This window comes from Streptomyces sp. RKAG293, from assembly GCF_023701745.1.
Taxonomy (GTDB): Bacteria; Actinomycetota; Actinomycetes; order Streptomycetales; family Streptomycetaceae; genus Actinacidiphila.
Genome location: NZ_JAJOZB010000001.1, coordinates 4,997,501 through 5,021,649 on the forward strand (window position 1 = coordinate 4,997,501; position 24,149 = coordinate 5,021,649).

Sequence of the window (24,149 nt, forward strand, 5' to 3'; positions counted from 1 at the left end):
CGAAGTCGTGTCATTCCCGTGCGAAGCCCTAACGGGTGCGGGGATGGGTAGGGGAGCGTCGTGTGCCGGGTGAAGCGGCGGCGGAAGCCAGTCGTGGACGGTACACGAGTGAGAATGCAGGCATGAGTAGCGATACACACGTGGGAAACGTGTGCGCCGATTGACTAAGGGTTCCTGGGTCAAGCTGATCTGCCCAGGGTAAGTCGGGACCTAAGGCGAGGCCGACAGGCGTAGTCGATGGACAACCGGTTGATATTCCGGTACCCGCTTTGAAACGCCCAGTATCGAACCAGAGGATGCTAAGCCCGTGAAGCCGCCCTGATCTCTTCGGAGTTGAGGGGAGTGGTGGAGCCGGCGACCCGATTCTGTAGTAGGTAAGCGATGGGGTGACGCAGGAAGGTAGTCCAGCCCGGGCGGTGGTAGTCCCGGGGTAAGGGTGTAGGACGTGTGATAGGCAAATCCGTCACACATTGAGTCTGAGACCTGATGCCGAGCCGATTGTGGTGAAGTGGATGATCCTATGCTGTCGAGAAAAGCCTCTAGCGAGTTTCATGGCGGCCCGTACCCTAAACCGACTCAGGTGGTCAGGTAGAGAATACCGAGGCGTTCGGGTGAACTATGGTTAAGGAACTCGGCAAAATGCCCCCGTAACTTCGGGAGAAGGGGGGCCACAACTGGTGAGGGAACTTGCTTCCTGAGCTGGGGGTGGCCGCAGAGACCAGCGAGAAGCGACTGTTTACTAAAAACACAGGTCCGTGCGAAGCCGTAAGGCGATGTATACGGACTGACGCCTGCCCGGTGCTGGAACGTTAAGGGGACCGGTTAGTCACATTTCGGTGTGGCGAAGCTGAGAACTTAAGCGCCAGTAAACGGCGGTGGTAACTATAACCATCCTAAGGTAGCGAAATTCCTTGTCGGGTAAGTTCCGACCTGCACGAATGGCGTAACGACTTCTCGACTGTCTCAACCATAGGCCCGGTGAAATTGCACTACGAGTAAAGATGCTCGTTTCGCGCAGCAGGACGGAAAGACCCCGGGACCTTTACTATAGCTTGATATTGGTGTTCGGTTCGGCTTGTGTAGGATAGGTGGGAGACTGTGAAGTCATGGCGCCAGCCATGGTGGAGTCGTCGTTGAAATACCACTCTGGTCGTGCTGGATGTCTAACCTCGGTCCGTGATCCGGATCAGGGACAGTGTCTGGTGGGTAGTTTAACTGGGGCGGTTGCCTCCTAAAGAGTAACGGAGGCGCCCAAAGGTTCCCTCAGCCTGGTTGGCAATCAGGTGTTGAGTGTAAGTGCACAAGGGAGCTTGACTGTGAGACTGACGGGTCGAGCAGGGACGAAAGTCGGGACTAGTGATCCGGCGGTGGCTTGTGGAAGCGCCGTCGCTCAACGGATAAAAGGTACCCCGGGGATAACAGGCTGATCTTCCCCAAGAGTCCATATCGACGGGATGGTTTGGCACCTCGATGTCGGCTCGTCGCATCCTGGGGCTGGAGTCGGTCCCAAGGGTTGGGCTGTTCGCCCATTAAAGCGGTACGCGAGCTGGGTTTAGAACGTCGTGAGACAGTTCGGTCCCTATCCGCTGCGCGCGCAGGAATATTGAGAAGGGCTGTCCCTAGTACGAGAGGACCGGGACGGACGAACCTCTGGTGTGCCAGTTGTCCTGCCAAGGGCACGGCTGGTTGGCTACGTTCGGAAAGGATAACCGCTGAAAGCATCTAAGCGGGAAGCCTGCTTCGAGATGAGTATTCCCACCCCCTTTGAGGGGTTAAGGCTCCCAGTAGACGACTGGGTTGATAGGCCAGATGTGGAAGCCCGGTAACGGGTGGAGCTGACTGGTACTAATAGGCCGAGGGCTTGTCTAACTATTTTTGCTTCGCGTCCACTGTGTAGTTCTGAAGTAACGAACCGTGATAACACCCGGTTGGTTAACTTCATAGTGTTTCGGTGGTCATAGCGTTAGGGAAACGCCCGGTTACATTCCGAACCCGGAAGCTAAGCCTTTCAGCGCCGATGGTACTGCAGGGGGGACCCTGTGGGAGAGTAGGACGCCGCCGAACAATCATTGGCCTCAGGCCCGGGATCTCTGATCCCGGGCCTGAGGTTTTTTTGCGTTGCGATGCTGCCCGGACGGCTGACACGATCGCCGCATGGGATACGAGATACGTGCCACCCGCCCGCACGAGTGGCAGCAGCGGAAGCAGCTGAGGCTGGCCGCGCTTCTGGACCCGGCGAGCAGCGTGGCTTTCGTCAACACCTACGAGACCGAAGCGGCCTTCCCCGAGGAGACGTGGCAGCGCAGAGGAACCACCCCCGGGTTCGTTGCGGTCAACGAGGCCGGCGAGTGGGTGGGTTCCGCAACCGTGCTGGTGGAGGTCGGAGCGGCGTTCCCGGTCCCGCAGACCCACATTGTGGGCGTCTACATGGCACCGGAAGGCCGGGGCAACGGGCTGTCCGAGCGGATGCTGCGGGCCGCGATCGACTGGTCGTGGGAGCTGCCGGAGAAGATCGGCCGGGTCCGGCTGTGGGTGCACGAGGACAACGCGCGGGCGCAGGCCTTCTACGCGCGGCTGGGGTTCACGAGGACCGGCGAGACGATGGCGTTCCCGCTCGACGAGTCGCAGACCGAGTACGAGATGGAGCTCCCCCGCCCCTCCTGAGCAGAGGCCCGCACGACGTGGCTACGCGATGCGCTCCAGGTCGGCCGCACTGACCTCGCCCAACAGGCGCTCGCCCCGGGTCCAGCGCCGTACTTCGTCGACGGCGTAAGCGCCGAGCCGGCGGACCTCGGTGCCCTGGCAGCCGGCGATGTGCGGTGTGACCAGGACGTTGGGGAGGCCGAACAGCGGGTGGCCGTGGGGGAGCGGCTCCGGTTCCGAGACGTCGAGGTAGGCGTCGAAACGGCCGGTGGAGCATTCGCGGACCAGGGCGTCGGTGTCGATGAGCCGGCCGCGGGCGGTGTTGATGAGTGCGGCGCCGTCGCGGAGCAGGGCCAGCCGCCGGGCGTCGAGCAGATGGTGCGTCTCGGGCAGGTCCGGGGCGTGCACGGTGACGATGTCCGAGGACCGGCACAGTTCGTCCAACTCCACGAGCTGGACGCCGAGTTCGTCGGCCGTCTGCGCCGATACGTACGGGTCGGCGAGCAGTACGCGATAGCCGGCGGTCGCGGTCGTGAGGCGGTCGATGACGCCCCGGCCGATACGGGAAGCCCCGATGACGCCGATGGTCGCACCGTCGCCCCCCTGGCGTTCGCCGAAGCCGGGCAGGTCGCCGCGGGCGTACTGGGCCGCGGCGCCGAGGGTGCGGCGGGCGGCCAGCACGATGGTGGCCAGAGTGAACTCGATGACGGGGCCCGCGTTGGCGTCGGCCGCGGAGGAGACGGAGATTCCGCGCTGCCAGACGGCCGGGTGCACATGGTCCTTGACGGTGCCGGCGGCGTGGATGACGGCGCTCAGCCGGGGGGCCGCGGCGAGGGTGTCCGGGCCGATGACCGGGCAGCCCCAGCCGGTGATGAGCAGATCCGCGGCGCGGAGCGCCGTGCGGGCCGCGAGGGTGTCGAAGCCGCTGGTGATGACGTCGGGATGGAGTCGTACGCAGCCCTCGAGCCGGGCTCGCAGATCGGCGGGGAGCACCAGGTCGACCACGTCCGCGCGCATGGCCAGGACGGCGGTCGGTCGGTCCGGCATGACAACCCCCACGATGTAAACGGTTACCTGATGTTGATCGGAGGCTAGAACGGTCAGCCCCTCAGGTCAAGAACGACACGGGTTCAAGGTCTTGACCTCACGTAGTAACCGGTTTAGTTTCCTCCCACCTCGACCGTCAGGGAGGACGCGATGGCGATAGCCGACCAGGGCGCCACGGACCGCAGTCATGCGGTCGCAGCGCCCTTCGAGGAGCAGGAACGGGAGGGGCGGGCGGTGGAGCCGGGTGGGCCGCCCCGCCGGGACTCGCGAGGGAAGCGGTTTCGCAAGGACCGGGTCCTGCTGCTGCTGATGCTGCCGGGACTGGCGTACTTCCTGTTGTTCCACTACGGCGCGATGGCCGGCAACGTCATCGCGTTCAAGGACTACGTGCCGTTCGACGGGCTGTGGGCCAGCCAGTGGATCGGGCTGGAGAACTTCCAGCGGATGTTCGAAGACGCCGACTTCTGGGCGTCCGTTGTCAACACCCTGTGGATAGCGCTGCTGCAGCTGACGTTCTACTTCCCCGTCCCGCTCGCGCTCGCCATGCTCCTGCACGGCCTGACGAGGGACAGCGTCCGGCGCTTCGTGCAGAGCGTCGCGTATCTCCCGCACTTCCTGTCCTGGGTCATCGTCGTCGCGCTCTTCCAGCAACTGCTGGGCGACACCGGTCTGCTGAACAGCGCGCTCGGGGACGCCGGGCTGCACAGCGTCGACATCATCGGGAACCCCGACGCGTTCAAGCCGCTGGTGGTGGCGCAGGTGATCTGGAAGGACGCCGGCTGGGGAACGATCATCTTCCTCGCTGCGCTCGCCCAGGTCGACGAGCAGCAGTACGAGGCGGCCGCGATCGACGGCGCCGGGCCGTGGCGGCGCTTCTGGCACGTCACGCTGCCCGCCGTACGGCCCATCGTCGTGCTGCTGCTGATCATGCGGCTCGGCGACGTCCTCTCCGTCGGCTTCGAGCAGATGCTGCTGCAGCGCCCGGCCGTGGGGCCGGAGGCGGCGGAGATCATCGACACCTTCGTCTACTACAAGGGCATCATCGGCGGCGACTTCGGGTTCGCCGCCGCCGCGGGGCTGTTCAAGGGCCTGGTCGGTGCCGCGCTGGTCTACACGGCGAACAAGATCGCCCATCGTCTCGGGGAGCAGGGGGTGTACCGATGAGCGCCGTCCGACCCAGCTGGATGGAGAAGCCGCGGCCGGTCACGCGGGCGGCGAAGGCCGTGGCGCTGACGGCGGTCGTGGCGCTGGTCCTCGTCCCGTTCCTGATCATCGTCTCGACCAGTCTGGCCTCCAACCAGGAGGTCGTGGACAACGGCGGCTGGGTGCTGTGGCCGCAGCACCCGACGCTGCGCGCCTACCACCAGATCTTCGACGGCGGGATCGTCGGGCACGCACTGATGGTGAGCGCCGGCGTGACGATCGTCGGTACGGCGGTCAGCCTCGCGTGCACCATCGGACTGGCCTACGCGCTGAGCCGCCCGGGAGTCTTCGGCGGCCGTCCGGTGCTGCTGCTGATCCTCTTCACGTTTCTCTTCCCGCCCGGCATGATCCCCGGCTTCCTGCTGGTCAAGGGGCTGGGAATGCTGGACAGCTACTCCTCGCTGGTCGCTCCCGTGCTGATCAACGTCTTCAATCTGATCGTGCTGCGCGGCTTCTTCCAGTCGGTGCCCGAGGAGCTGTACGAGGCGGCCCGGCTCGACGGGGCGGGGGACTGGACGGTGCTGCGGAAGATCGTCCTTCCGCTCTCCAAGGCGGCACTGGCCGTCGTCGGGCTCTTCTACGCGGTCTCGTACTGGAACGCCTGGTTCTACGCGTCGATCTATCTGAACTCCGACCACTGGCCGCTGCAGCAGGTGCTGCGGACGTATGTGATCAACGGCGCGCAGATCGCCGACACCGGGGTGAGCGAGGCGGGCATGGTGTCCGCGCCGCAGACGATCCAGATGGCGGTGCTCGTCGTGGCCACGGTGCCGATCCTCATCGTCTACCCCTTCCTGCAGAAGTACTTCACCAAGGGCGTGCTCACCGGCGCCATCAAGAGCTGAGCTCCTCGTCCACCTCGGCGAGCCCACCTCGGCGAGCTCACCTTTGCGAGTCCTCCTTAGCGAGTCCCTTCCGAAAGGACACCTCCGTTGAGTCCCTCGTCGTACTCGCGGCGTACCCTGCTGCGCTCGATCGCCGCCGGTGGCGCCGCCCTCGCGGTCCCCTCCGTACTCACCGCCTGTTCGTCCGCCTCGGGCGGGCACGACGTCTCCAACGCGGGGAAGAAGCTGGGCGCCTGGCCGACGCATCTGCCCTTCCAGGGCCCGGTGCCCGACCTGCCGGGTTCGGCGAACGGGGTGCAGGCCGGCTTCACCTCGTACCCGAAGAACCTGGTGCAGGCGGTGGCCGCCAAGCCGGGTGACGGCAGCACGATCAAGGTGCTGACGATCACGTACGGGACGCCGCCCAAGGCGGCCGCGCAGAACACGTTCTGGACGGCCGTCAACGAGGCGCTGGGCGTGAAGATCGAATACACGGTCGTCCCGGACTCGGACTACCCCAACAAGATGGCGACGCTGATGGCCGGCGACGACCTGCCGGACATCATCAACATCGGCGGCGGGTACGTGCTGCCGCGCGAGGCCGAGTTCGTGCAGTCCAAGTGCGCCGACCTGTCGGACTTCCTGTCGGGCGACGCCGTCAAGCAGTACCCGAACCTGGCGAACATCCCCACCTACGCCTGGCAGGACATGGGCCGTATCGGCGGCCGGATCTTCGGGGTGCCGGTGGAGCGCTCCAAGCCCGGCAACCAGCTGTGGATCAACAGGAACGTGTTCGCCGGGGCCGGGATGAAGGACGGCTGGACCGCGGACGACTTCCTGGCCGTGGCGAAGGCGGCGACGAAGGGCAGGTCGTACGCGCTGGGCGCCTCGCAGCAGAGCGTGTTCGGGCTCAATGTGCACGCGCTGGCGTTCGGTGCGCCCTATGAGTGGAAGGTGGAGGGCGGCACGTTCACCGACGCGTACGCCACCCCCGAATTCCGGGCGTCCATCGAGTACATGGCGAAGCTGCGGGCGGCGGGGCTGTTCGAGCCGAACGCTTCGGCGACCTCGCAGGTGGACCTCAAGACGCAGTTCTACAACGGCACCGTCGGCTCGATGACGGACGGCTTCGGCGCGCTGATCAGCAACGTCCAGGGCATCAAGGGGAAGTTCGACCTGGACGTGGCGCTGCCGTACGACGCGAGTGGCTCGGGCGGCGCGAAGCCGGCGATCCAGCAGGCGCGCAACATCTTCGGCTACACCGTGCTGAAGAAGGCGTCGAAGGACCGGATCAAGCTCATGCTGCGGGTGCTGGACTACCTCGCGTCGCCGTTCGGCAGCAAGGAGTACGAGCTGCTGCACTTCGGCATCGAGGGCACCCACTTCAGCCGCGGCGCCGACGGGTCGCCGAAGCTCAACGACCTGGGGCTGCTGGAGGGCAACACCAACCTGCCGTTCAAGTACCTGTGCGACGCGCCGCAGGTGCTCTTCATCCCCGGCCGGCCGGAGGCGGCCAGGATCAACCACGCCTGGCAGGTCAAGGCCATGCCGCTGATGGTCCGCAATCCGCGCTTCGGACTGCAGTCGGCGACGCTGAGCCGGGTCGGCGCCAATGTCGACCAGTATCTGAGGGACAGCGTGATGAGCATCGTGGCCGGGCGGAAACCGATCGGCGAATGGGACGCGGTGGTCAAGAAGATGCGCAACGACGGCCGCGCGAAGATGGCCGACGAGCTGGCGGAGGACTACGCCGCCAACACCTGAGCGGCCGTGGCTGCGCTCTGCGGATCAGTGGGTGTGGAGGGCGCTGCCGCCGGGCGTGGCACGACTACGCTGGGTGGCAGCGTGGGGTGGGGCGCACGGAATCGGACGGCGGGCATGCGGGCATGACGGAAGCAGCATCACGGGCCGGAGGTCAGCGTCGGGTGACCATCCGGGACGTCGCCGAGCGGGCGGGCGTATCGGTCGCGACGGTCTCGCGGGTCCTGGCCGGGAACTATCCGACGTCCGCCGCGGCGCGCGCGAAGGTGCTGCGGGCGGTGAAGGACCTGGACTACGTCATCGACGCGCGGGCGCGGGCGCTGGCCGGGACCGGTCCGAAGACCGTCGCGGTCATCGTGCAGGCCGTCGACAGCCCGTTCTACGCCGAGGTCGCGCAGGGCGTCGAGCAGGAGGCCGCGGCCCGCGGCCGGCTGTGCCTGGTGTGCAGCCACGGCGGGGACATCGCGCGGGAGCTGGCGCTCGTGCAGATGATGCGCGAGCAGCGTGCCGAGGTGGTGGTGCTGGTCGGCGGCGCGGTCGAGGACGAGCCGTACCGGGTCCGGCTGAACGAGTACGCGCACGCGCTGTCGGCGGCCGGGTCGCGGCTGGTGCTGTGCGGCCGTCCGGCGCCCACGCCCGACATGCCGGTGCTCGTCGTCGAGTACGACAACGAGGCGGGTGCCTATGCGATCACCAGCCATCTGCTGTCGGCCGGGCACCGGCGGATCCTGTTCCTCGGCCGGATCCCGGGCCACAGCACCTTCGAGCCCCGGCTCTCCGGGTACCGCCGGGCGCTCGCGGACCACGGTCTGGACCCGGAGCCGGCGCAGGTCTCCGGATCGGGCATGGGGCGGGACAACGCCTATGCGGCGGTCCGGTCCATGATCGCGGTGTCCGGCGGGCGGCCGGAGTTCACGGCGGTCTTCGCCGGTGACGACCTGGTCGCGGCGGGCGCGATGGCCGCGCTGCGCGACGCCGGGCTGCGGACGCCCGAGGACGTGTCGGTCGTCGGCTACAACAACGAGCATTTCGCGCAGGACCTCAACCCGCCGCTGACGACCGTGCACATCCCCTCGTACGAGCTGGGCCGCGAGGCGGTCAGGATCGCGCTGTCCGAGGACGTGTCGGGCGGGCCGGCGCAGCGCCGCCATCTGCTGGGCACGCACATCGTGGTGCGCGATTCGGTGGGGCGGGCGCCGCGGGGCTGACCGTCCTGCCGGCCGGAAGGGGCCGTTCGTGATCGGCCGGACAGGCCCTAGCCGAGCCGGACCGCGTCCGGGATCTCGTCGGCGATGGCGCCGAACGGATCGCCCAATGACAGGCGTACGTCGGCCTGTTGCCAGAGCGCCGTCCGCCAGCGGTCCCTGGCCTGTTCCGGCGAACGGAACACCGCGAGCACCGGAAGCCCGTCGGCCTGTCCGGTGGCCAGCAGCGCGGGCAGCTCCGGGATCGGAGCCAGCGCCGCGATGTCGTCGAGGACCAGCGTGATTGGTGGGTCGAGCCGACCGGCAGATGACCTCGCAGCCATGGACCGGCCGTGCTCGACCACGCTCGATACGAGTGCGGTCAGCAGTGGCATCGCACCCGGGCGGGCTCGTGGATCCTCGATCGCTTCACCCACCACGTAGAGCGTTCCCCTCTCGGAGACGAACGACTCCCAATCCGGTGCTCCGGCTCGACCGGGATTGCAGGCGTCCCTGATATGGATGGAGTTGAGGCACTCCAGCCCCCGGTGTATCAGTGCTTGCGCGGCGTCCCGGCGCTCCGGGTGGGCGTGGAGTATCGACTCCAGCTCGCCGCTCCAGCCGGGCGCGGCCGTTCGTGCGGTCCGCAGGATCCGGACCGCCTCGCCGCCCGCGGCGCCGCCCGCCGCCCAGCGGTGCACCTGACGGAACGGCAGACCGTCGACGGCGGCCGCGTGCAGCCAGCAGCGCAGCAGCGTCTCGGCAGCAGAGAACGTCAGGGAGTCCAGGCTGCTGGTGGGCCGCAGCGGCGCGAGGAGCGCCGCGGCGCGGGTCGCCGCCTTCGGCGCGTCCTCGCAGCCGGTGTGCGGGGCCCAACGCAGGCGTCCCGGAAGGTCGATCAGGTGCGCGGGATCGTAGACGGTGACCGGGCCCAGCTTGCTGCGGTTGCCGACGGTCCTGCGGTACGTCTCGGCGTCGGCGGTCGTGACGATCACCGCGCCGGCGGCGTTCAGGATCGCGGGCTCCACGGCCCGTTTGGCCTTGTCGCCGCGCGGGGCCGCGAACAGGGCGTAGGTACGGGTCAGTTCGCCGCCGGCGAGTGGATCGGCCGCGGGCGGGGCGAGCGGCGGTATCCCGTGTCCCGGTCCCGTGGGGACGGCGGCGATCTGCGGGCCGGGAGCCCCCTGGCCGGCCGGTACAGGGGCGAACTCCGGCTGGACGGGGGTGCCGTGGCCCTGTAGCGGCGCGGGGGCGGCGTCGGGGGGCTGCGCCTCGTACGCCGTCGGTACGGCGGGCGCCGGCTCGGGCCGCTGCTCGGGTTCTGGCTCGTTCTTTGGCTCGCTGTCACGCTGACCGTTCGGCTCACGGTCGGGTTCGCGTCGCCGGGGGCGGGGAACGGCGCCGGTGTCCTCGGACCGCTCCCCTCCGGCGGTGTCCTGGGCTGCCTTCGCCGCCGCGCGGGCCTCGCGGCGGTTGGCGCGCACCACGCGGTACCGGGTGAGGACGCCGATCAGGAAGACCGTCAGGACGAAGAGGACCATCAACTGGCCGATGAAGATGCCCCAGAAGAGCCCGGAGCCCGGGAGCTCGGGCGGCGGGGACTCCGGCCAGGCGCCGGGGATGTCGTGCGGGTCGCCGATGAGGTGCCGCATCGCCAGCGGGGTGCGGGTGAAGTGCACCGCGGTGGGCCACTGGCCGTGGGCGAACAGCCCCGCGATGCCGGTGGCCGTCCAGACCATGATGGTCATGCCCAGCAGAAAGCCGAGGATCCCGAGGATCAGTCCGTCCGGGACACCGCCCTCGGCCCGCCGCTCGGCGGTCCCGCGTCGCTCCGCCGCCACGTCAGGCCACCGCGTCGTCGGCCAACTGCTTCGCGAGCGAGACCTCCGCGGCCGCGGCCGCGTCGGCCACCGCCTCCGCCTCGACCTGGGCCGTGTGGTCGACGGACGACTGCGTCATCGCGCTGTCCGTGAAGACCAGCGGGCGCTCGGACTCGGTGATCAGGTGCTTGACGACCTGGACGTTGCCGTTGACGTCCCAGACGGCGATGCCGGGGGTGAGCGTCGGGATGATCTCCACCGCCCACCGGGGCAGACCGAGGACCAGGCCCGTCGCGCGTGCCTCGTCGGCCTTCTGGGCGTAGATCGTCCGCGTCGAGGCCATCTTCAGGATCGCGGCGGCCTCCTTGGCCGCGGCGCCGTCCACGACGTCCGACAGGTGGTGGACGACGGCGACGAAGGACAGGCCGAGGCGGCGGCCGAACTTCAGCAGCCGCTGGAAGAGCTGGGCCACGAACGGGCTGTTGATGATGTGCCAGGCCTCTTCGACGAGGAAGACGCGCTTGACCCGGTCGGGCCGGATCCAGGTGTGCTCCAGCCACACGCCGACGATGGCCATCAGGATGGGCATGGCGATCGAGTTGCGGTCGATGTGGGAGAGGTCGAAGACGATCAGTGGCGCGTCCAGGTCGATGCCGTTGGTCGTCGGGCCGTCGAACATGCCGCGCAGGTCACCGTCGACCAGCCGGTCCAGCACGAGGGCCACGTCCAGGCCCCACGCCCGGACGTCGTCGACATCGACGTTCATCGCCTCGGCGGAGTCCGGCATGGGATGTCGGAGCCGCTCGACGATGTCGGTGAGGATCGGCTGCCGCTCGGTGGTGGTCTCCGTGACATACGCGTGGGCGACCTTGAGGGCGAAGCCGGACCGCTCGTCCAAGGCGCGCCCCATCGCGACCTCGATGATCGTGCGGAGCAGCGCGAGCTGCCCGGTCGCGGCGATCGCCGGGTCCAGCGGGTTGAGCTTGATGCCGCCGTTGAGGGCGGCCATCGGGTCCAGGCGGATGGGAGTTATTCCGAGCGCCTTCGCGATCAGGTTCCACTCGCCGACGCCGTCCTCGCCCTGGGCGTCCAGCACGACGACCTGGCGGTCGCGGAAGCGCAGCTGGCGCAGCACGTACGTCTTCTCCAGCGCGGACTTGCCGTTGCCGGACTCGCCGAGCACCAGCCAGTGCGGGGCGGGCAGCTGCTGGCCGTAGAGCTGGAACGGGTCGTAGATGTAGCCCTTGCCGGAGTACACCTCGCGGCCGATGATCACGCCGGAGTCGCCGAGGCCGGGGGCCGCGGTGGGCAGGTACACGGCCTGCGCCTGCCCGGTGGACGTGCGGACGGGCAGCCGCGTCGACTCCACCTTCCCGAACAGGAAGCCGGTGAACGCGTCGGTGAGCGCGGCGAGGGGGTCCAGCATGGGCATGATGGGCCTCCTGTTAGCGGCGGATTCCGGTCGCGAACGGCAGCGTGTTCACGAACGCACGGTGGTGCTCACGGTCGCACCACTCCAGTTTCAGATACGACTTACCCGCTGAGGCGCGGATCGTGCGCTTGTCCCGCGCGAGGGCTTCGGGGGAGCGGGAGGACACGGTGATGTAGCCGACGAGGTTCACTCCGGCGGCCCCGCTGGCGAGGTCCTCGCCGCGCTGGTCGACGCGGCCGTGGTGGGCGACGTCGCGCGGGTCGATCACCCGGTTCATCTTGGCGGCGCGGCTGGCGTCCGCGTCGTCGTTCGTCTTCTCGGTCAGCATCCGCTCGATGGCGACGTCGGTCGGCTCCAGGTCCATGCAGACCGCGACCGTGCGGATCACGTCCGGGGTGTGGACGAGCAGCGGGGCGAGGAAGTTGACGCCGACGGGTGTCATCGGCCATTCCTTCACCCAGGCGGTGGAGTGGTGCCAGGGCGCGCGGGTGGACGACTCGCGGGTCTTGGCCTGCAGATACGTCGGTTCCGTCGCGTCCAGCTCGGCCGGCCAGGCGTTGCGCCGGGTCATCGCCTGGATGTGGTCGATGGGGTGGTCCGGGTCGTACATCGAGTGCACGAGGGACGACAGCCGGGCCTGGCCGAGCGGCTGGCGGACCCGGATGTCCGCCTCGGCGAGCCGGGCGCAGATGTCGGTGAGCTCACGGGCCATGACGGCGGCGAGCCCCGCGTCCTTGTCGACCTCGGAGCGGCGGGTGACGGTCGCGCGGGCCAGCGCGTGGCCCTCGGCGGCCAGCTCGCGGGTGAAGTGCATACAGGCGACGAGGTAGGCGCGGTGCTGCTCGGAGGAGGTCGACACCATCGACTGCAGCTGCTCGTAGGAGTCCTTGAGCCAGGACTCGGCCTGCGGGTCGCCGCGCAGCGAGACGTCCTTCGCGTGCGCGTCCGGGTCGGCGGGCAGCGTACGGGCCAGCATCTGCAGGCGGGTGACGTAGCCGTCGCCGTTCGCCACGTGCTTGAGCAGCGTGCCGAACCGTTCCACCAGGGCTTCCTGGTCCTCGCTGTCGCGCAGCCCGACGCCGGGGCCCTCGATCTCGATCGCGGCGGTCACGGTCCTGCGGTCGATGTGCAGCAGCACGGCGATCTCGTCGGGGCCGAACGGCGCCGACAGCCAGTTGATCCGGCCGATGCCGGGCGGCGGCCCGACCTCGACCTCCCGCCCGTCGAGCCCGATACCGGCCTCGGAGACCGCGGACCGGTAGGCGGGGGAGCGGCGCAGCGTACGGCGGTAGGTGCGGTTGATCTCGAACCAGCGGTAGAACGTCCGCCGCCGGTACGGCATGTAGACGGCGGCGAACGCCAGCAGTGGCCACCCGACGAGCGTCAGGATGCGCAACGGAAGTATCGGGACCAGCAGGCCGCACATCATGCCCAGGAACGCGCCGACGACGATCAGCGCGATCTCGCCGGTCTCCCGGTTCTTGCCGACGATCGCGTTCGGGCGGGCCTTGCCGATCAGATATGTGCGGCGCGGCTGGGTGAAGGGCTGGGACGTCACCGGCGATCACCTCCGTGCTTGTTTCCGTTGCCGTTGCTGTTGTTCCCGCGGTCCGGTGTGGTGCGGGGCGCGGGCGCCGCGGGGACGCCGTTCGAACCGCCGCCACCGCCTCCGCCGCCGCTCGGGCCGGGGTTGCCGTTGCGGCTGCCGTGGGCGGCCACGCCGCCGGACACCGGGTTGGACGGCTTGCCGCCCCCACTGGTTGCCTGCTCCTGCGGACCGCCGCGCGCGCTGTGTGTCTTGATCCCCTGCTTCACCAGAGCGGCGGGCGAGGAGATCACGGCCGCGGCCTGGGCGCCGCCGGCTTCCTTGCGGTTGTTCTTCAGGCTCACGACGTCGTCGCCGAAGCCCGGCACGAAGCGGTAGATCATGAAGCTCGCGAAGATCGCCAGCAGGATGATCGCCAGTCCCGAGACGACGGCGGAGAACGAGTTCGGCCCGTCGGACGCGCTCAGCGCCCCCGCCAGGCCCAGCACGATCACGATCACCGGCTTGACGAGGATGACCGCGATCATGATGCCCGCCCAGCGGCGGACATGGCCCCACATGTTCTTGTCGACCAGCCCGGAGTACACCGCGGTGCCGAGCAGCGCGCCGACGTAGAGCAGCGCGGCCCTGATCACCAGCTCCAGCCACAGCACGCCGGCGGCCAGCACCGACACCATCGACACGACGATCAGCATGATCGGGCCGCCGCCGATGTCCTGGCCCTTGGCGAGCGCCGCGGAGAAGTTGCCGAAGAACGTGTTGGTGTTCGACGACGTGCCGGCCGCGATCACATCCGTCACCGCGTCCGTCGCCGACACCACCGTGTAGAGGACCAGCGGAGTGAACGCCGAGGCCAGCACCGTCAGCCACAGGAACCCGACGGCCTCCGTCAACGCCTCCGTCAGCGGCACCCCGCGCACGGCCCGCTTGGCGACGGCCAGCAGCCAGAGGACGAGCGTGAGGATCGTCGAGGCGGCGAACACGACGGCGTACTGGCGCAGGAAGGTGGTGTTGGTGAAGTCCACCTGCGTGGTGGACGTGATCGCCTTGGAGAGCTTGGTGATCACCCAGGAGGCGGCGTCGGCACAGCCCTTCGCGAGGGCGCTGAGGGGGTCGAGGGTGTCGGGGAGGGGGTTGGGGACACCGCTTCCGCCGCCCTTGCCCTTCTCGCAGTAGTCCTTGGCCGGGCCTCGGATCAGTTCGCAGGGATCGCTGGAGGTGGTAGGCGTGGGCGTCGGCGTCGGTGCCGCGAAGGCACGGGACGCGAGCAGGATCGCCATGGTCTGAACGCCAGCGACCACTGAGCCGATCGAGAGGGCACGGAGACTGCGTCGACTACCGGGCATAGGTGAACCCTCCGAACCCGTTCACCGCGTCGGACATCTCCTTCGCCGATGATGCGGCCTGGTCGCGACCCACTGGTGCGGGGCCGTCCTTCTGGGTGAAGGAAACGATCTTCCAGTCCGCGTTGACCCACCGCAGTTGGAAGGTGTTGGTGTACCAGCTCTCGGACACCGGGTTGGTCGAGCCCTCGCCGGCCAGGCCGAAGAGGGCGGAGTACCAGACGGCCACCGTGGCGGAGTCGCCGTCGAACTTCTCGGTCTTGGTTCCGACCGGGTTCACCCGCGAGACGAAGGTCAGGCCCCGAGAGGCGGTGCCGTTTGTCTGGAGGCCGATCCGCTGCAGGAACGCCGGGTCCGAGTACACCTTGTCGAGGTCCGCGCGATTCTTCGCCGCGACGTCGGGCGCGTACACCGCCCCCACAATCTGGGAGCGGCGGTCCGTGGAGAACATCCCGTCACCCCCCAGCGCCACCGCATAGTTCGCCGCCGCGGACTGTGCCCCCTGCTCCGACTTCGCGAAGCCCGACGCGATCCCCGCGTTGTTGCCCGTGACCGGTTTGTCGCCGGTCGGGGCGGTGGGGTTCGCGTTGGTGCCCTTGGTGCCGCCGGAGGACGCGCCGTCGGAGGCGGTGTTGCCACCGCCCCGGTTGGCGAGGACGATCACGGCGACGAGGACGACGACGACGCCGAGGACCGTCACCAGGGCGCGGCTCGGCTTGGTGCGGCGTGGCGCGGCGCCGTGCCCGCCGTGCCCTTCGGGCATGCGGGTGCGCGTCGGTGGGCCGTCCTGGCCGGTATCGCTGCTGGGGTGAGTGGGCATCAGCACGCAGCCTCGGGTGGGGGAGGGAGCCTGGGACGGGCTCCCGGGGACATGGGACAGGCTGGCTCTGGGCTACACGACTACACGGCCATGCCGTAGACGATGGTGAACAGCGTGCCGAGGGATCCGATGATGAACACGCCGGTCAGGCCGGCGATGATCAGACCCTTGCCCTGTTCGGCGCTGAAGGTGTCGCGGAGGGCCGTCGCGCCGATCCGCTGTTTGGCCGCGCCCCAGATCGCGATGGCGAGGCAGAGCAGGATCGCTACCGCCATGACCACTTCGATCATCACGCGTGCTTCGTTCCCGAGGGACCCGAAGGGCCCCCAGTTGGGGGCGATGCCACCGATAATGGTGTTGATGTCGCCCTTTGTGGCTGCCAAGAACATATGGAACTCACCACCCCGCTCGGTCAGTTGGAGCCCTCGCCGGGGCGCAAGGGTCCAGGGTCTATCTTGGCCGATGTGTCAACCGGTTCTTGTCGACTCGGCGACTTTCTCGACGGATCCCCCGTGTGATCCGGACCGCAGCGTCCAGAATGTTGCACGGACCGGTGTTCGATGGGACGTAGACGACTACTCTGTGTATCACGAGCGTCACCGTAGGGCAACGATTGGAACGAAGGCGCGGACGAATGCTGCGGAAAGTCTGGCGCACCGTCACCATCGGTGCCCCGCAGCCCGTACATCACTCCTGAGGGGGCATGGCTGATGGCGAAGAAGGTCTGGCTCACCGTCACTCTCGGCTTCGGGCTGTGCCTTTCGTTCCTGGCGCTGCTGGTGATCGGCACGTTCTCGGCCGCCGCCGGGCTGGCGGGCGGGAGCGGTGGGTCGGTCACCCTCGCCAAGGGCTCGGTGCCGGCGATGTACCAGTCGATCGTGCAGAAGTGGGGCAACCTCTGCCCGGAGATCAATCCGGCGCTGCTGGCCGCACAGCTGTACCAGGAGAGCGGCTGGGACCCGCAGGCGCAGAGCGCCGCCGCCGCGCAAGGTATCGCGCAGTTCATCCCGGGCACCTGGGCGTCCCACGGGGTGGACGGGAACGGGGACGGGAAGCGCGATGTGTGGGATCCGGAGGACGCGATCCCGTCGGCCGCCTCGTACGACTGCGAGCTGGCCAAGTACGTGAAGGACGTGCCCGGGGACCACAGCGACAACATGCTCGCGGCGTACAACGCGGGCGCGTACGCGGTGATCCACGCGGGCGGGATCCCGCCGTACCGCGAGACGCAGAACTACGTGAAGACCATCAGGACACTGGAGAAGAGCTTCGCCGCGCCCGTGGGCCGCGTGGCGCCCTCCCAGCAGGCCGCGGCGGCGATCTACTACGCGCAGGGCAAGCTCGGCACGCCGTATCTGTGGGGCGGCAACGGGACGGCCGACCAGAACGGGCGGTTCGACTGTTCCGGGCTGACGAAGGCGGCCTACGAATCGGTCGGCATCGAGCTGCCGCGAGTGGCCAACGACCAGTGGAACGCGGGGCCGCACCCGAAGCGGGACGAACTGCTCCCGGGCGACCTGGTCTTCTTCGCCACCGACCTCAACGACCCCCGGTCGATCCACCACGTCGGACTGTACGTCGGGGGTGGGTACATGATTAACGCCCCGTACACCGGCGCGGTCATTCGCTTCGACAAGATCGACACACCGGACTTCATCGGCGGGACCCGCGTGACGGAGGACGGCGCGCAGGCGCTGCCGACTACGGGCTCTGCGTGAGGCTTTGGCCTGGGGATGCGCCGTCCGATCTCTCTTGGATAACTTCCTGGTGATCATCCGGTAGAGACCGGAACGCTACGTACCGTGTCCGCCGTTGCACAGGGACAATGGCGCGAAGAAACGGCGTTCATGGCCTGGAGGCCAGCAGCGGGGCCGGAGTATGGATCAGGTAAGGGGCACCACCACATGGCAGAGCACGCAACCGACGGCTCGAACCCTGACGTGGGCCTGCTGCGCGACATCAACGGCCTTGCCAAGGACTCCCCGCACTGGGTCGACCGCTCCGTGGAGTTCATCGGCGAATACGGGCTGATCGTGCTCATGCTGCTGCTGGCCGGCTGGTGCTGGTGGCGGGTCGCGCGGCGCAGCGAGCAGGCGCCCGCCGCGGTCGCCGGGGTGGTGTGGTCCGGCCTCGCCGCCGGGATCGCGCTGCTGCTGAACATCCCGGTGCGCGGCCTCGTGGAGCGTCCCCGGCCCTTCGTGGACCATGAGGGGCTCGACGTCCTGATCAAGGGGAAGTCCGACTTCTCGTTCGTGAGCGATCACGCGACGCTCACGATGGCCATGGCCGTCGGGCTGTTCATGGTCAGCCGCAAGGTGGGTGTCGTCGCCATACTGATCGCGCTCGCCGAGGGCTTCTGCCGGGTCTTCATGGGCGTGCACTACCCGACCGACGTGATCGGCGGCTTCGCCCTCGGCACGGCCACGGCGCTGCTGCTGGCACCGCTCGCCATGGCCCTGCTGACGCCCGTCACGACGGCGATGAGCCGGTCCCGGGTGCGCGGGCTCGTCCGGTCCCCGGCGCGGCGCGGTGAGGCGTACCCGGTGCCCACCGCGTACGACAAGGACCTGGCGGCCTGAGCCCGCCGGCCCGCCCGGACGCAACCGTGCCCGGGGCTCGCGGCGGGCCTACACGGCCTGCGGGAAGTCGAAGAGCCTGTCGGGGTCGTACTTCTTCTTCACGTCCGCCAGACGGGCCGCGGCGCTGCCGTAGTAGGCCTGGCGCCAGTCCTTCAGGGCCGGGTCGGCGTAGTTCTGGTAGGCGGCGCCCGAGGCGTAACGGCGCATCGCCCCGTACAGCGTGTCCAGCCAGGTCGTCCGGCTGAGGCCGTCCGAGGCGATGTACTGCGCCAGGAAACGGGAGCGGCGGTGCACGAACGCCGTCGCGCCCGGGTCGACCCGGTTGACCGCGCCGCCCAGGGCGGTCAGTGCCACGCTGCCGGCGCCGTCGCCGGAGAGCGAGCCGAGCCGCTCGACCTGGCCGAGCAGGGCCTGGATGCCCGCGGGCGACAGCGAGTGGTCGTAGAAGTCGGAACGGGCGGTGTACGTCTCGCGCTGCAGCCGGCCCTTGGGCGGCAGATGGCACTCGGCGGTGGTCAGGCCCGAGCAGCCGGCGTACGAGAACATCGCCTCCATGTAGGAGCGCGGATGCGTAGAGAAGGAGGGCGACCCGCCTCCCGCGGTCCCGGCGAGCCGGTCGACGGCGTTGGCCAGATCGGACCGCGAGCCCGTCGACAGGGTGGCGAGGGAGACCGTCGGAGCGCCGCCCGCCGGCCCCTCCAGATGCAGCGCCGACCAGATGTGGTCCGGCTGGTCGGGTCCCCACTCCTGCCAGGCGCGGACGACGGCCGCCGCCCGGCTCCACGGCCAGGTCGCGTACCCGGTCACGACGGACGGCGCGGGGTGGGTCGCGAAGCGGAGCTCGGTGACGACCCCGAAGTTGCCGCAGCCGGCGCCGCGCAGCGCCCAGAAGAGGTCGGAGTTCGTGGTCGCGTCGCAGTCCAGCTGCTTTCCGTCGGCGGTGATGATGGTGGCGCCGGTGAGGCTGTCGCAGGTCAGACCGTACGAGCGGCTGAGCACGCCATGGCCGCCGCCGAGGGTGAGCCCGGAGACGCCGACCGAGGGGCAGGAGCCGGCGGGGACGGTCCTGCCGTGCTCGCCGAGCCGGGAGTACACATCGATGAGTTTCGCGCCGGCGCCGACGGTGGCGGCCGTTCCGTTGGTGCTGATCGCGTTGAGCCGGGACACGTCCAGGACGAGGTGGTCCTGGCCGCCGCTGGACCAGCCCCCGTACGAATGGCCGCCGCTCCTGACCGACAGCCGGACCGACCGGGAGCGGCGTGCGAAGTCCAGGCACTCGCGGATGTCGTCCGGGCCCGAGGCGTAGGCGATGGCGGCGGGGCGCAGCCCGTCGAAGCGGGTGTTGTAGAGCCGGCGGGAGGTGTCGTACGCGCTGTCGTCGGGGCGGATCAGCGCGCCGCCCAGGCCCTTGGCCAGGGCCGGCCAGTCCGGCGGTGAGCTGGGGGTGGCGGAGGTGGCGGTCCCGCCCGGGGCGGTGGGGGCCGGGGTGCGGGAGGGACCCGGTGGCTTCGCGTCGGCGCTGTCGCCCGCGCTGCAGCCGGCCAGCCACGTCGACGCGGCGACGCCGTATCCGGCGCGGAGCGCATCTCGTCGGTTCACGGCCGCAGCCTCCTGCCCGGGGCCCGCCGTCGGCGGGCGACTGCTCACCCTCCTACCCGCCGCGTGCCGTACGCAAGGGGCCGCGGGTGCCGGAAGGGTGCGAGTGCTGGAAAAGGGTGCGAGTGCTGGAAAAGGGTGCGGGTGCCGGAATGGGCGCGAGTGGCGCGGGCCGGGGGAGTCCAGGCCGGGGAGGATGCGCCGGGAGAACCGACAGGGGACGGCGGGGACCTCGGGGGCGTCATCCGCCCGTGTGGGCCTCGGCGTCCCGGCGGGCACGGTCGCGGGCTCGGCGGGCGGGACCCTTCCAACCGCAGGAACAGCGGGCGCTGGCGAAGGAGCCCTGGTCGGTGACCGTCGTGTGGTGGGTTCCGGACGGGGCGGCGATGGGCTGGATGAGCACACAACCACGGTACGGGACACGGCGGCGGGTCGTGGAGGGGTTGACTCCACCCGCTCGCGGCCGGTGGCCGCTCCCTCGCGCGCTCCCGTGCGACCCGGGCTTCCCCCGCGCTTCGGGGCGGGCGCCGTTACGGGGGCGGGCGGCCCGTCGTTAGCCGGGCGAGGCCGGTGGCGGGATTCCCAGGGGGTAGCGGGCGATGGTGATGCAGCGCAGGCGGATGATGACGGCCGCCGCCGCGGCGGGGTTCGTGTGCGGGGTGACGGTGCTGACCGGCTGTGCCGGGGACGGCGCGGCCGCCGACGGACTGGGGGCGGACTCCGGCGAATCCGTGCGCCGGGCGGCCGACGCCCTGATCCGGGCGGGGAGTTCGAAGGTCAGCACGTCGATGGAGATGGCGAGCGGCGGGACCCGGGTGGTGATCACCGGGGCCGGCGGTTTCGACTACGGCAAGGGCCGGGGCGAGCTGCGGGTCACCCTCCCCAAGGACGCCGCCGGGGCCGAGGAGCACCACCCGGTCACCGAGCTGCTGACGCCGGGGTCGCTGTACATGAAGGACCGCGGCGCCGGCGTGCCCGCCGACAAGTGGGTGCGGGTGGACACCACGCGGCTGTCCGACGGCAACCTCGTGACCGGCGGCGCGACCGATCCGCTGGCGGCGGCCGAACTCCTGCGCGGGGCGCAGAAGGTGGAGCTGGTCGGCGACGAGATGTTCCACGGGGTGAAGGTGCGGCACTTCCGGGGGGTGACGGACATCGCCCGCGCGGCCCGCGGCGCCTCGCCGGCCGCCCGGCAGCCGCTCGCGGCGGCGGCCAGGGGATTCTCCGTGACGCAGGTGCCGTTCGATGTGTACCTCGACGCGCAGGGGCGGCCGCGGAAGGTCAGCCAGCGCTTCACGTTCAGCGGTGCGGCGGGTGCGGCGGGCGCGGCCAGGCCGTCCGCGCCGAGCGATGTGACGGTGACGTCGACCACGTTGTTCGACGCGTTCGGTACGCCGGTGACCGTCGTTCTGCCGAAACCGGCCGATATTTACAACGGGAAGATCGTTACTGCACCTCCGAAATGACGGTGGGCGAAATGGTCCTTCCGTGCCATGCGCGGACCGTGTGCGGGTGCCTACTCTGACCAGTGGCCGATGAAACCGGCCACTGCTCGAGGACGAGGAGGTGGTGCACGTGGCTTTGTCTCGCGAAACGCACATGTCTACGCATAACGGTCCGAGTCAGGACTTCGTGGCCCTCGCGGAGATCGAGCTGTGCGGCGAGCTGATGATCGCGGCTTCCGCCGCCGGTGAGGAGCGGTTGAGCTTCGCCCGGATCGACGAGGTGCTCGAAGTGGACCGGACGACGGAGCGTCAGTCGGTGCGGATCCCCGCACAGGCGGCCCGGCGCCCGAGCTGAACCACCGAACGACCGCAGCACCGAACGACCGCAGCACCGAACAACCGCAGCGCCGTATGACCGCAGCACCGCATGAGCGCAGCACCGGACCACCGTGGAGATATTCGTCTCGGTCGCCGGCCGGGTCCGTGGGAACGCTACGGGCCCGGCTGCCGGCCGGGGCTCAGGTGCGCAGCAACCGGGCTATGGCCGCGGTCGCTTCGGCGACCTTGTCGTCGATCTGGGGCCCGCCCTCGGCGGCGGCCGCGGCGACGCAGTGCCGCAGGTGCTCCTCCAGCAGCTGGAGGGCGAAGGACTGCAGGCCCTTGGTACAGGCCGAAACCTGTGTGAGGACATCGATGCAGTAGACGTCCTCCTCCACCATGCGCTGGAGTCCGCGGATCTGACCCTCGATCCGGCGCAGCCGCTTGAGGTGGGCGTCCTTGTGGTTGCTGTAGCCGTGCGGGCCGGGCGGGCTGTGCGGTGCCGCGGTGCTCGGCACGGTCTCCGCGGCCTCGTGGGCCTGGTCGGTCTCGGTGGTCGTCATCCCGCTCTCCCTGCCCGAAAATACCCCTGGTGGGTATATCTTACCGAATCGGTACCTTGTACGACGGATCCCCGGTGAGGGGCAGTCTGTCCGATGGGCGACACTGGGTGACGCCGGTTAGCCGTGGCCGGATGATGCGCCTAGCATCAACGAGACCTGACGAGACCGAATCCGATGCACCCCGAGGACCTCACGTGCGCTTTCGTCTGACCCCCAGGGAGACGAGCTTCTATGACATGTTCGCCGCATCCGCGGACAACATCGTCACAGGTTCGAAGCTCCTCATGGAACTGCTCGGGGCCGATTCGGCCACGCGTATCGAGATCGCCGAACGGATGCGGGCGGCGGAGCACGCGGGGGACGACGCGACCCACGCGATCTTCCACCAGCTGAACTCCTCCTTCATCACCCCGTTCGACCGTGAGGACATCTACAACCTCGCATCGTGTCTCGACGACATCATGGATTACATGGAAGAGGCCGTCGACCTCGTCGTTCTCTACCAGGTGGACGAGCTGCCGAAGGGTGTCGAGCAGCAGATCGAGGTGCTGGCGCGGGCAGCGGTGCTGACCGCCGAGGCGATGCCGAACCTGCGGACGATGTCCAACCTCACCGAGTACTGGATCGAGATCAACCGCCTGGAGAACCAGGCGGACCAGGTCCACCGCAAGCTGCTCGCACACCTGTTCAACGGCAAGTACGACGCCATGGACGTGCTGAAGCTCAAGCAGATCGTGGACGTACTGGAAGAGGCCGCGGACGCGTTCGAGCATGTCGCGAACACCGTGGAGACCATCGCGGTCAAGGAGTCCTGACCTTCTGTGGACACCTTTGCACTGATCGTGACCATTGGCGTCGCGCTCGGATTCACCTACACGAACGGGTTCCACGACTCGGCGAACGCCATCGCCACGTCGGTGTCGACGCGCGCGCTGACGCCGAAGGCGGCGCTCGCCATGGCCGCCGTCATGAACCTGGCCGGTGCCTTCCTCGGCAGCGGCGTGGCCAAGACGGTCAGCAAGGGGCTCATCGAGACGCCGCAGGGACGGTCCGGGATGGCCGTCCTGTTCGCGGCCCTGGTGGGCGCGATCGTATGGAACCTGGTCACCTGGTACTTCGGACTACCGTCGAGTTCCAGCCACGCGCTGTTCGGCGGGATGGTCGGCGCGGCCCTCGCGGGCGGCATCACCGTCATCTGGTCGGGGGTGCTCGACAAGGTCGTCATCCCGATGTTCCTGTCGCCGGTGGTCGGCCTGGTGGTCGGCTATCTGGTGATGCTCGCCATCCTGTGGATGTTCCGTAAGTCCAACCCGCACAAGGCCAAGCGCGGTTTCCGGATCGCGCAGACGGTCTCGGCGGCGGCGATGGCGCTGGGCCACGGTCTGCAGGACGCGCAGAAGACGATGGGCGTCGTGGTGATGGCCCTGACCATCGCCGATGTGCAGAACGGCGACTCGATCCCGACCTGGGTGAAGTTCGCGTGCGCGGCGATGCTGTCGCTCGGCACGTACGCCGGCGGCTGGCGGATCATGCGGACGCTGGGGCGCCGCATCATCGAGCTGGACCCGCCGCAGGGCTTCGCGGCCGAGACGACCGCCGCCTCGATCCTGTACACGACCTCGTACGTCTTCCAGGCCCCGGTCTCGACGACGCATGTGATCACCTCGGCGATCATGGGTGTCGGCGCGACGAAGCGGGTCAAGGCCGTGCGCTGGGGTGTCGCCAAGAACATCGTGGCCGGCTGGTTCATCACGATGCCGGCCGCGGCCATCGTCGCCGCCGTCTGCTACTGGATCATCGCACTGATCTTCTGACCGGCAGGCAGCACGCACCAGCACAAAAGAAATGGGCCCGCCCCCCTCACGGGGGCGGGCCCTTCGCCTTGCGGTGGCACCGCCATGCAGCACCGCAGGGCTGTTGTTCCTCACTCGCCTCCGGGCGCTTGACCCGGTGTCGACGCTCCTCGACGCTGCGCTCGTACCTCGCTTGGTCTCGTCGCTTTCGACACCGGCGCGCCCTTCGGCT

The 24,149-nt window shown here is 69.0% G+C and carries 21 protein-coding genes and 2 rRNA genes (1 of these 23 cut by a window edge); 13 read left to right on the top strand and 10 right to left on the bottom strand.

The annotated features are described in order from the left end of the window. The 3 genes from LNW72_RS22220 to LNW72_RS22230 form a co-directional block, all read left to right on the top strand. Positions 1-1,869 (top strand): 23S ribosomal RNA (locus LNW72_RS22220); it begins 1,255 nt to the left of the window's first position. 78 nt (positions 1,870-1,947) lie between these two features. After that, positions 1,948-2,064: ribosomal RNA gene (rrf, locus tag LNW72_RS22225) — 5S ribosomal RNA — on the top strand. A gap of 90 nt (positions 2,065-2,154) precedes the next feature. Then, positions 2,155-2,664: a GNAT family N-acetyltransferase gene (locus tag LNW72_RS22230; RefSeq protein WP_250977013.1), complete on the top strand. Its 510-nt coding sequence runs from the start codon at positions 2,155-2,157 to the stop codon at positions 2,662-2,664. Positions 2,665-2,685: 21 nt separating this feature from the next. Here LNW72_RS22230 and LNW72_RS22235 read toward each other — a convergent pair whose 3' ends face one another. Next, positions 2,686-3,690, bottom strand: a complete 1,005-nt coding sequence (locus LNW72_RS22235) for a hydroxyacid dehydrogenase (protein ID WP_250977014.1) — start codon at positions 3,688-3,690, stop codon at positions 2,686-2,688. 309 nt (positions 3,691-3,999) lie between these two features. Here LNW72_RS22235 and LNW72_RS22240 point away from each other — a divergent pair, with 309 nt between their 5' ends. From LNW72_RS22240 to LNW72_RS22255, 4 genes are all read left to right on the top strand, one after another. Continuing rightward, positions 4,000-4,854, top strand: coding sequence for an ABC transporter permease subunit (locus LNW72_RS22240; protein ID WP_250980256.1), 855 nt, complete (start codon positions 4,000-4,002; stop codon positions 4,852-4,854). After that, a complete protein-coding gene (locus LNW72_RS22245) occupies positions 4,851-5,738 on the top strand; it encodes a carbohydrate ABC transporter permease (RefSeq protein ID WP_250977015.1) in 888 nt (295 codons plus the stop codon). Before LNW72_RS22240 ends, LNW72_RS22245 begins: the two co-directional genes overlap by 4 nt. An 87-nt stretch (positions 5,739-5,825) precedes the next feature. Beyond that, positions 5,826-7,481 (top strand): extracellular solute-binding protein, encoded by a 1,656-nt coding sequence (locus tag LNW72_RS22250; protein ID WP_250977016.1) that lies wholly within the window; start codon positions 5,826-5,828, stop codon positions 7,479-7,481. A 122-nt stretch (positions 7,482-7,603) separates the two neighbouring features. Then, on the top strand, positions 7,604-8,686 hold the full coding sequence (locus LNW72_RS22255; protein WP_250977017.1) for a LacI family DNA-binding transcriptional regulator: 1,083 nt from the start codon (positions 7,604-7,606) through the stop codon (positions 8,684-8,686). 47 nt (positions 8,687-8,733) lie between these two features. Here LNW72_RS22255 and LNW72_RS22260 read toward each other — a convergent pair whose 3' ends face one another. The 6 genes from LNW72_RS22260 to LNW72_RS22285 form a co-directional block, all read right to left on the bottom strand. Beyond that, the gene (locus LNW72_RS22260) at positions 8,734-10,503 is read right to left on the bottom strand and encodes a type IV secretory system conjugative DNA transfer family protein (protein ID WP_374117309.1); all 1,770 of its coding nucleotides are present in this window, start codon (positions 10,501-10,503) and stop codon (positions 8,734-8,736) included. Position 10,504: 1 nt separating this feature from the next. Beyond that, positions 10,505-11,908 (bottom strand): ATP-binding protein, encoded by a 1,404-nt coding sequence (locus LNW72_RS22265; RefSeq protein WP_164295100.1) that lies wholly within the window; start codon positions 11,906-11,908, stop codon positions 10,505-10,507. Between the two features lie 19 nt (positions 11,909-11,927). Beyond that, the gene (locus LNW72_RS22270; RefSeq protein WP_138358457.1) at positions 11,928-13,472 is read right to left on the bottom strand and encodes an SCO6880 family protein; all 1,545 of its coding nucleotides are present in this window, start codon (positions 13,470-13,472) and stop codon (positions 11,928-11,930) included. After that, a complete protein-coding gene (locus tag LNW72_RS22275; RefSeq protein ID WP_250977018.1) occupies positions 13,469-14,806 on the bottom strand; it encodes a hypothetical protein in 1,338 nt (445 codons plus the stop codon). Before LNW72_RS22275 ends, LNW72_RS22270 begins: the two co-directional genes overlap by 4 nt. After that, a complete protein-coding gene (locus LNW72_RS22280; protein ID WP_250977019.1) occupies positions 14,796-15,623 on the bottom strand; it encodes a hypothetical protein in 828 nt (275 codons plus the stop codon). The genes LNW72_RS22275 and LNW72_RS22280 overlap by 11 nt, the downstream gene beginning before the upstream one ends. An 80-nt stretch (positions 15,624-15,703) precedes the next feature. Further along, positions 15,704-16,012, bottom strand: coding sequence for a hypothetical protein (locus LNW72_RS22285; protein ID WP_138358463.1), 309 nt, complete (start codon positions 16,010-16,012; stop codon positions 15,704-15,706). Between the two features lie 321 nt (positions 16,013-16,333). Here LNW72_RS22285 and LNW72_RS22290 point away from each other — a divergent pair, with 321 nt between their 5' ends. Together LNW72_RS22290 and LNW72_RS22295 are read left to right on the top strand one after the other, a co-directional pair. Further along, entirely contained in the window at positions 16,334-17,341 is a 1,008-nt protein-coding gene (locus LNW72_RS22290; protein ID WP_250980258.1) for a bifunctional lytic transglycosylase/C40 family peptidase, read from the top strand. Between the two features lie 186 nt (positions 17,342-17,527). Further along, positions 17,528-18,202, top strand: a complete 675-nt coding sequence (locus LNW72_RS22295) for a phosphatase PAP2 family protein (protein ID WP_250977020.1) — start codon at positions 17,528-17,530, stop codon at positions 18,200-18,202. 48 nt (positions 18,203-18,250) lie between these two features. Here LNW72_RS22295 and LNW72_RS22300 read toward each other — a convergent pair whose 3' ends face one another. Both LNW72_RS22300 and LNW72_RS22305 read right to left on the bottom strand, forming a co-directional pair. Continuing rightward, positions 18,251-19,801, bottom strand: a complete 1,551-nt coding sequence (locus tag LNW72_RS22300) for an FAD-binding oxidoreductase (RefSeq protein ID WP_250977021.1) — start codon at positions 19,799-19,801, stop codon at positions 18,251-18,253. Between the two features lie 238 nt (positions 19,802-20,039). After that, positions 20,040-20,201, bottom strand: coding sequence for a hypothetical protein (locus LNW72_RS22305; RefSeq protein WP_250977022.1), 162 nt, complete (start codon positions 20,199-20,201; stop codon positions 20,040-20,042). Positions 20,202-20,397: 196 nt separating this feature from the next. Here LNW72_RS22305 and LNW72_RS22310 point away from each other — a divergent pair, with 196 nt between their 5' ends. Further along, positions 20,398-21,264 (top strand): hypothetical protein, encoded by an 867-nt coding sequence (locus tag LNW72_RS22310; protein ID WP_250977023.1) that lies wholly within the window; start codon positions 20,398-20,400, stop codon positions 21,262-21,264. A gap of 133 nt (positions 21,265-21,397) precedes the next feature. Beyond that, positions 21,398-21,598, top strand: a complete 201-nt coding sequence (locus LNW72_RS22315) for a hypothetical protein (protein ID WP_250977024.1) — start codon at positions 21,398-21,400, stop codon at positions 21,596-21,598. Between the two features lie 163 nt (positions 21,599-21,761). Here the strand turns inward: LNW72_RS22315 and LNW72_RS22320 are convergent, their stop codons facing one another. Further along, positions 21,762-22,124, bottom strand: a complete 363-nt coding sequence (locus tag LNW72_RS22320; protein WP_250977025.1) for a metal-sensitive transcriptional regulator — start codon at positions 22,122-22,124, stop codon at positions 21,762-21,764. Positions 22,125-22,318: 194 nt separating this feature from the next. On the opposite strand from LNW72_RS22320, the gene LNW72_RS22325 reads away from it, so the two are divergent. Together LNW72_RS22325 and LNW72_RS22330 are read left to right on the top strand one after the other, a co-directional pair. Continuing rightward, entirely contained in the window at positions 22,319-22,939 is a 621-nt protein-coding gene (locus tag LNW72_RS22325) for a DUF47 domain-containing protein (protein WP_138358477.1), read from the top strand. A 6-nt stretch (positions 22,940-22,945) separates the two neighbouring features. Beyond that, positions 22,946-23,938, top strand: a complete 993-nt coding sequence (locus tag LNW72_RS22330; protein WP_250977026.1) for an inorganic phosphate transporter — start codon at positions 22,946-22,948, stop codon at positions 23,936-23,938. Positions 23,939-24,149 lie beyond the last annotated feature (211 nt).

Coding starts and splice junctions, on each gene's coding strand:
- LNW72_RS22320 (WP_250977025.1), bottom strand. CDS start 22,124: ATGACGACCACCGAGACCGACCAGGCCCACGAGGCCGCGGAGACCGTG.
- LNW72_RS22280 (WP_250977019.1), bottom strand. CDS start 15,623: ATGCCCACTCACCCCAGCAGCGATACCGGCCAGGACGGCCCACCGACG.
- LNW72_RS22295 (WP_250977020.1), top strand. CDS start 17,528: ATGGCAGAGCACGCAACCGACGGCTCGAACCCTGACGTGGGCCTGCTG.
- LNW72_RS22255 (WP_250977017.1), top strand. CDS start 7,604: ATGACGGAAGCAGCATCACGGGCCGGAGGTCAGCGTCGGGTGACCATC.
- LNW72_RS22290 (WP_250980258.1), top strand. CDS start 16,334: ATGGCGAAGAAGGTCTGGCTCACCGTCACTCTCGGCTTCGGGCTGTGC.
- LNW72_RS22285 (WP_138358463.1), bottom strand. CDS start 16,012: ATGTTCTTGGCAGCCACAAAGGGCGACATCAACACCATTATCGGTGGC.
- LNW72_RS22275 (WP_250977018.1), bottom strand. CDS start 14,806: ATGCCCGGTAGTCGACGCAGTCTCCGTGCCCTCTCGATCGGCTCAGTG.
- LNW72_RS22240 (WP_250980256.1), top strand. CDS start 4,000: ATGCTGCCGGGACTGGCGTACTTCCTGTTGTTCCACTACGGCGCGATG.
- LNW72_RS22230 (WP_250977013.1), top strand. CDS start 2,155: ATGGGATACGAGATACGTGCCACCCGCCCGCACGAGTGGCAGCAGCGG.
- LNW72_RS22310 (WP_250977023.1), top strand. CDS start 20,398: ATGGTGATGCAGCGCAGGCGGATGATGACGGCCGCCGCCGCGGCGGGG.
- LNW72_RS22235 (WP_250977014.1), bottom strand. CDS start 3,690: ATGCCGGACCGACCGACCGCCGTCCTGGCCATGCGCGCGGACGTGGTC.
- LNW72_RS22315 (WP_250977024.1), top strand. CDS start 21,398: ATGTCTACGCATAACGGTCCGAGTCAGGACTTCGTGGCCCTCGCGGAG.
- LNW72_RS22265 (WP_164295100.1), bottom strand. CDS start 11,908: ATGCTGGACCCCCTCGCCGCGCTCACCGACGCGTTCACCGGCTTCCTG.
- LNW72_RS22245 (WP_250977015.1), top strand. CDS start 4,851: ATGAGCGCCGTCCGACCCAGCTGGATGGAGAAGCCGCGGCCGGTCACG.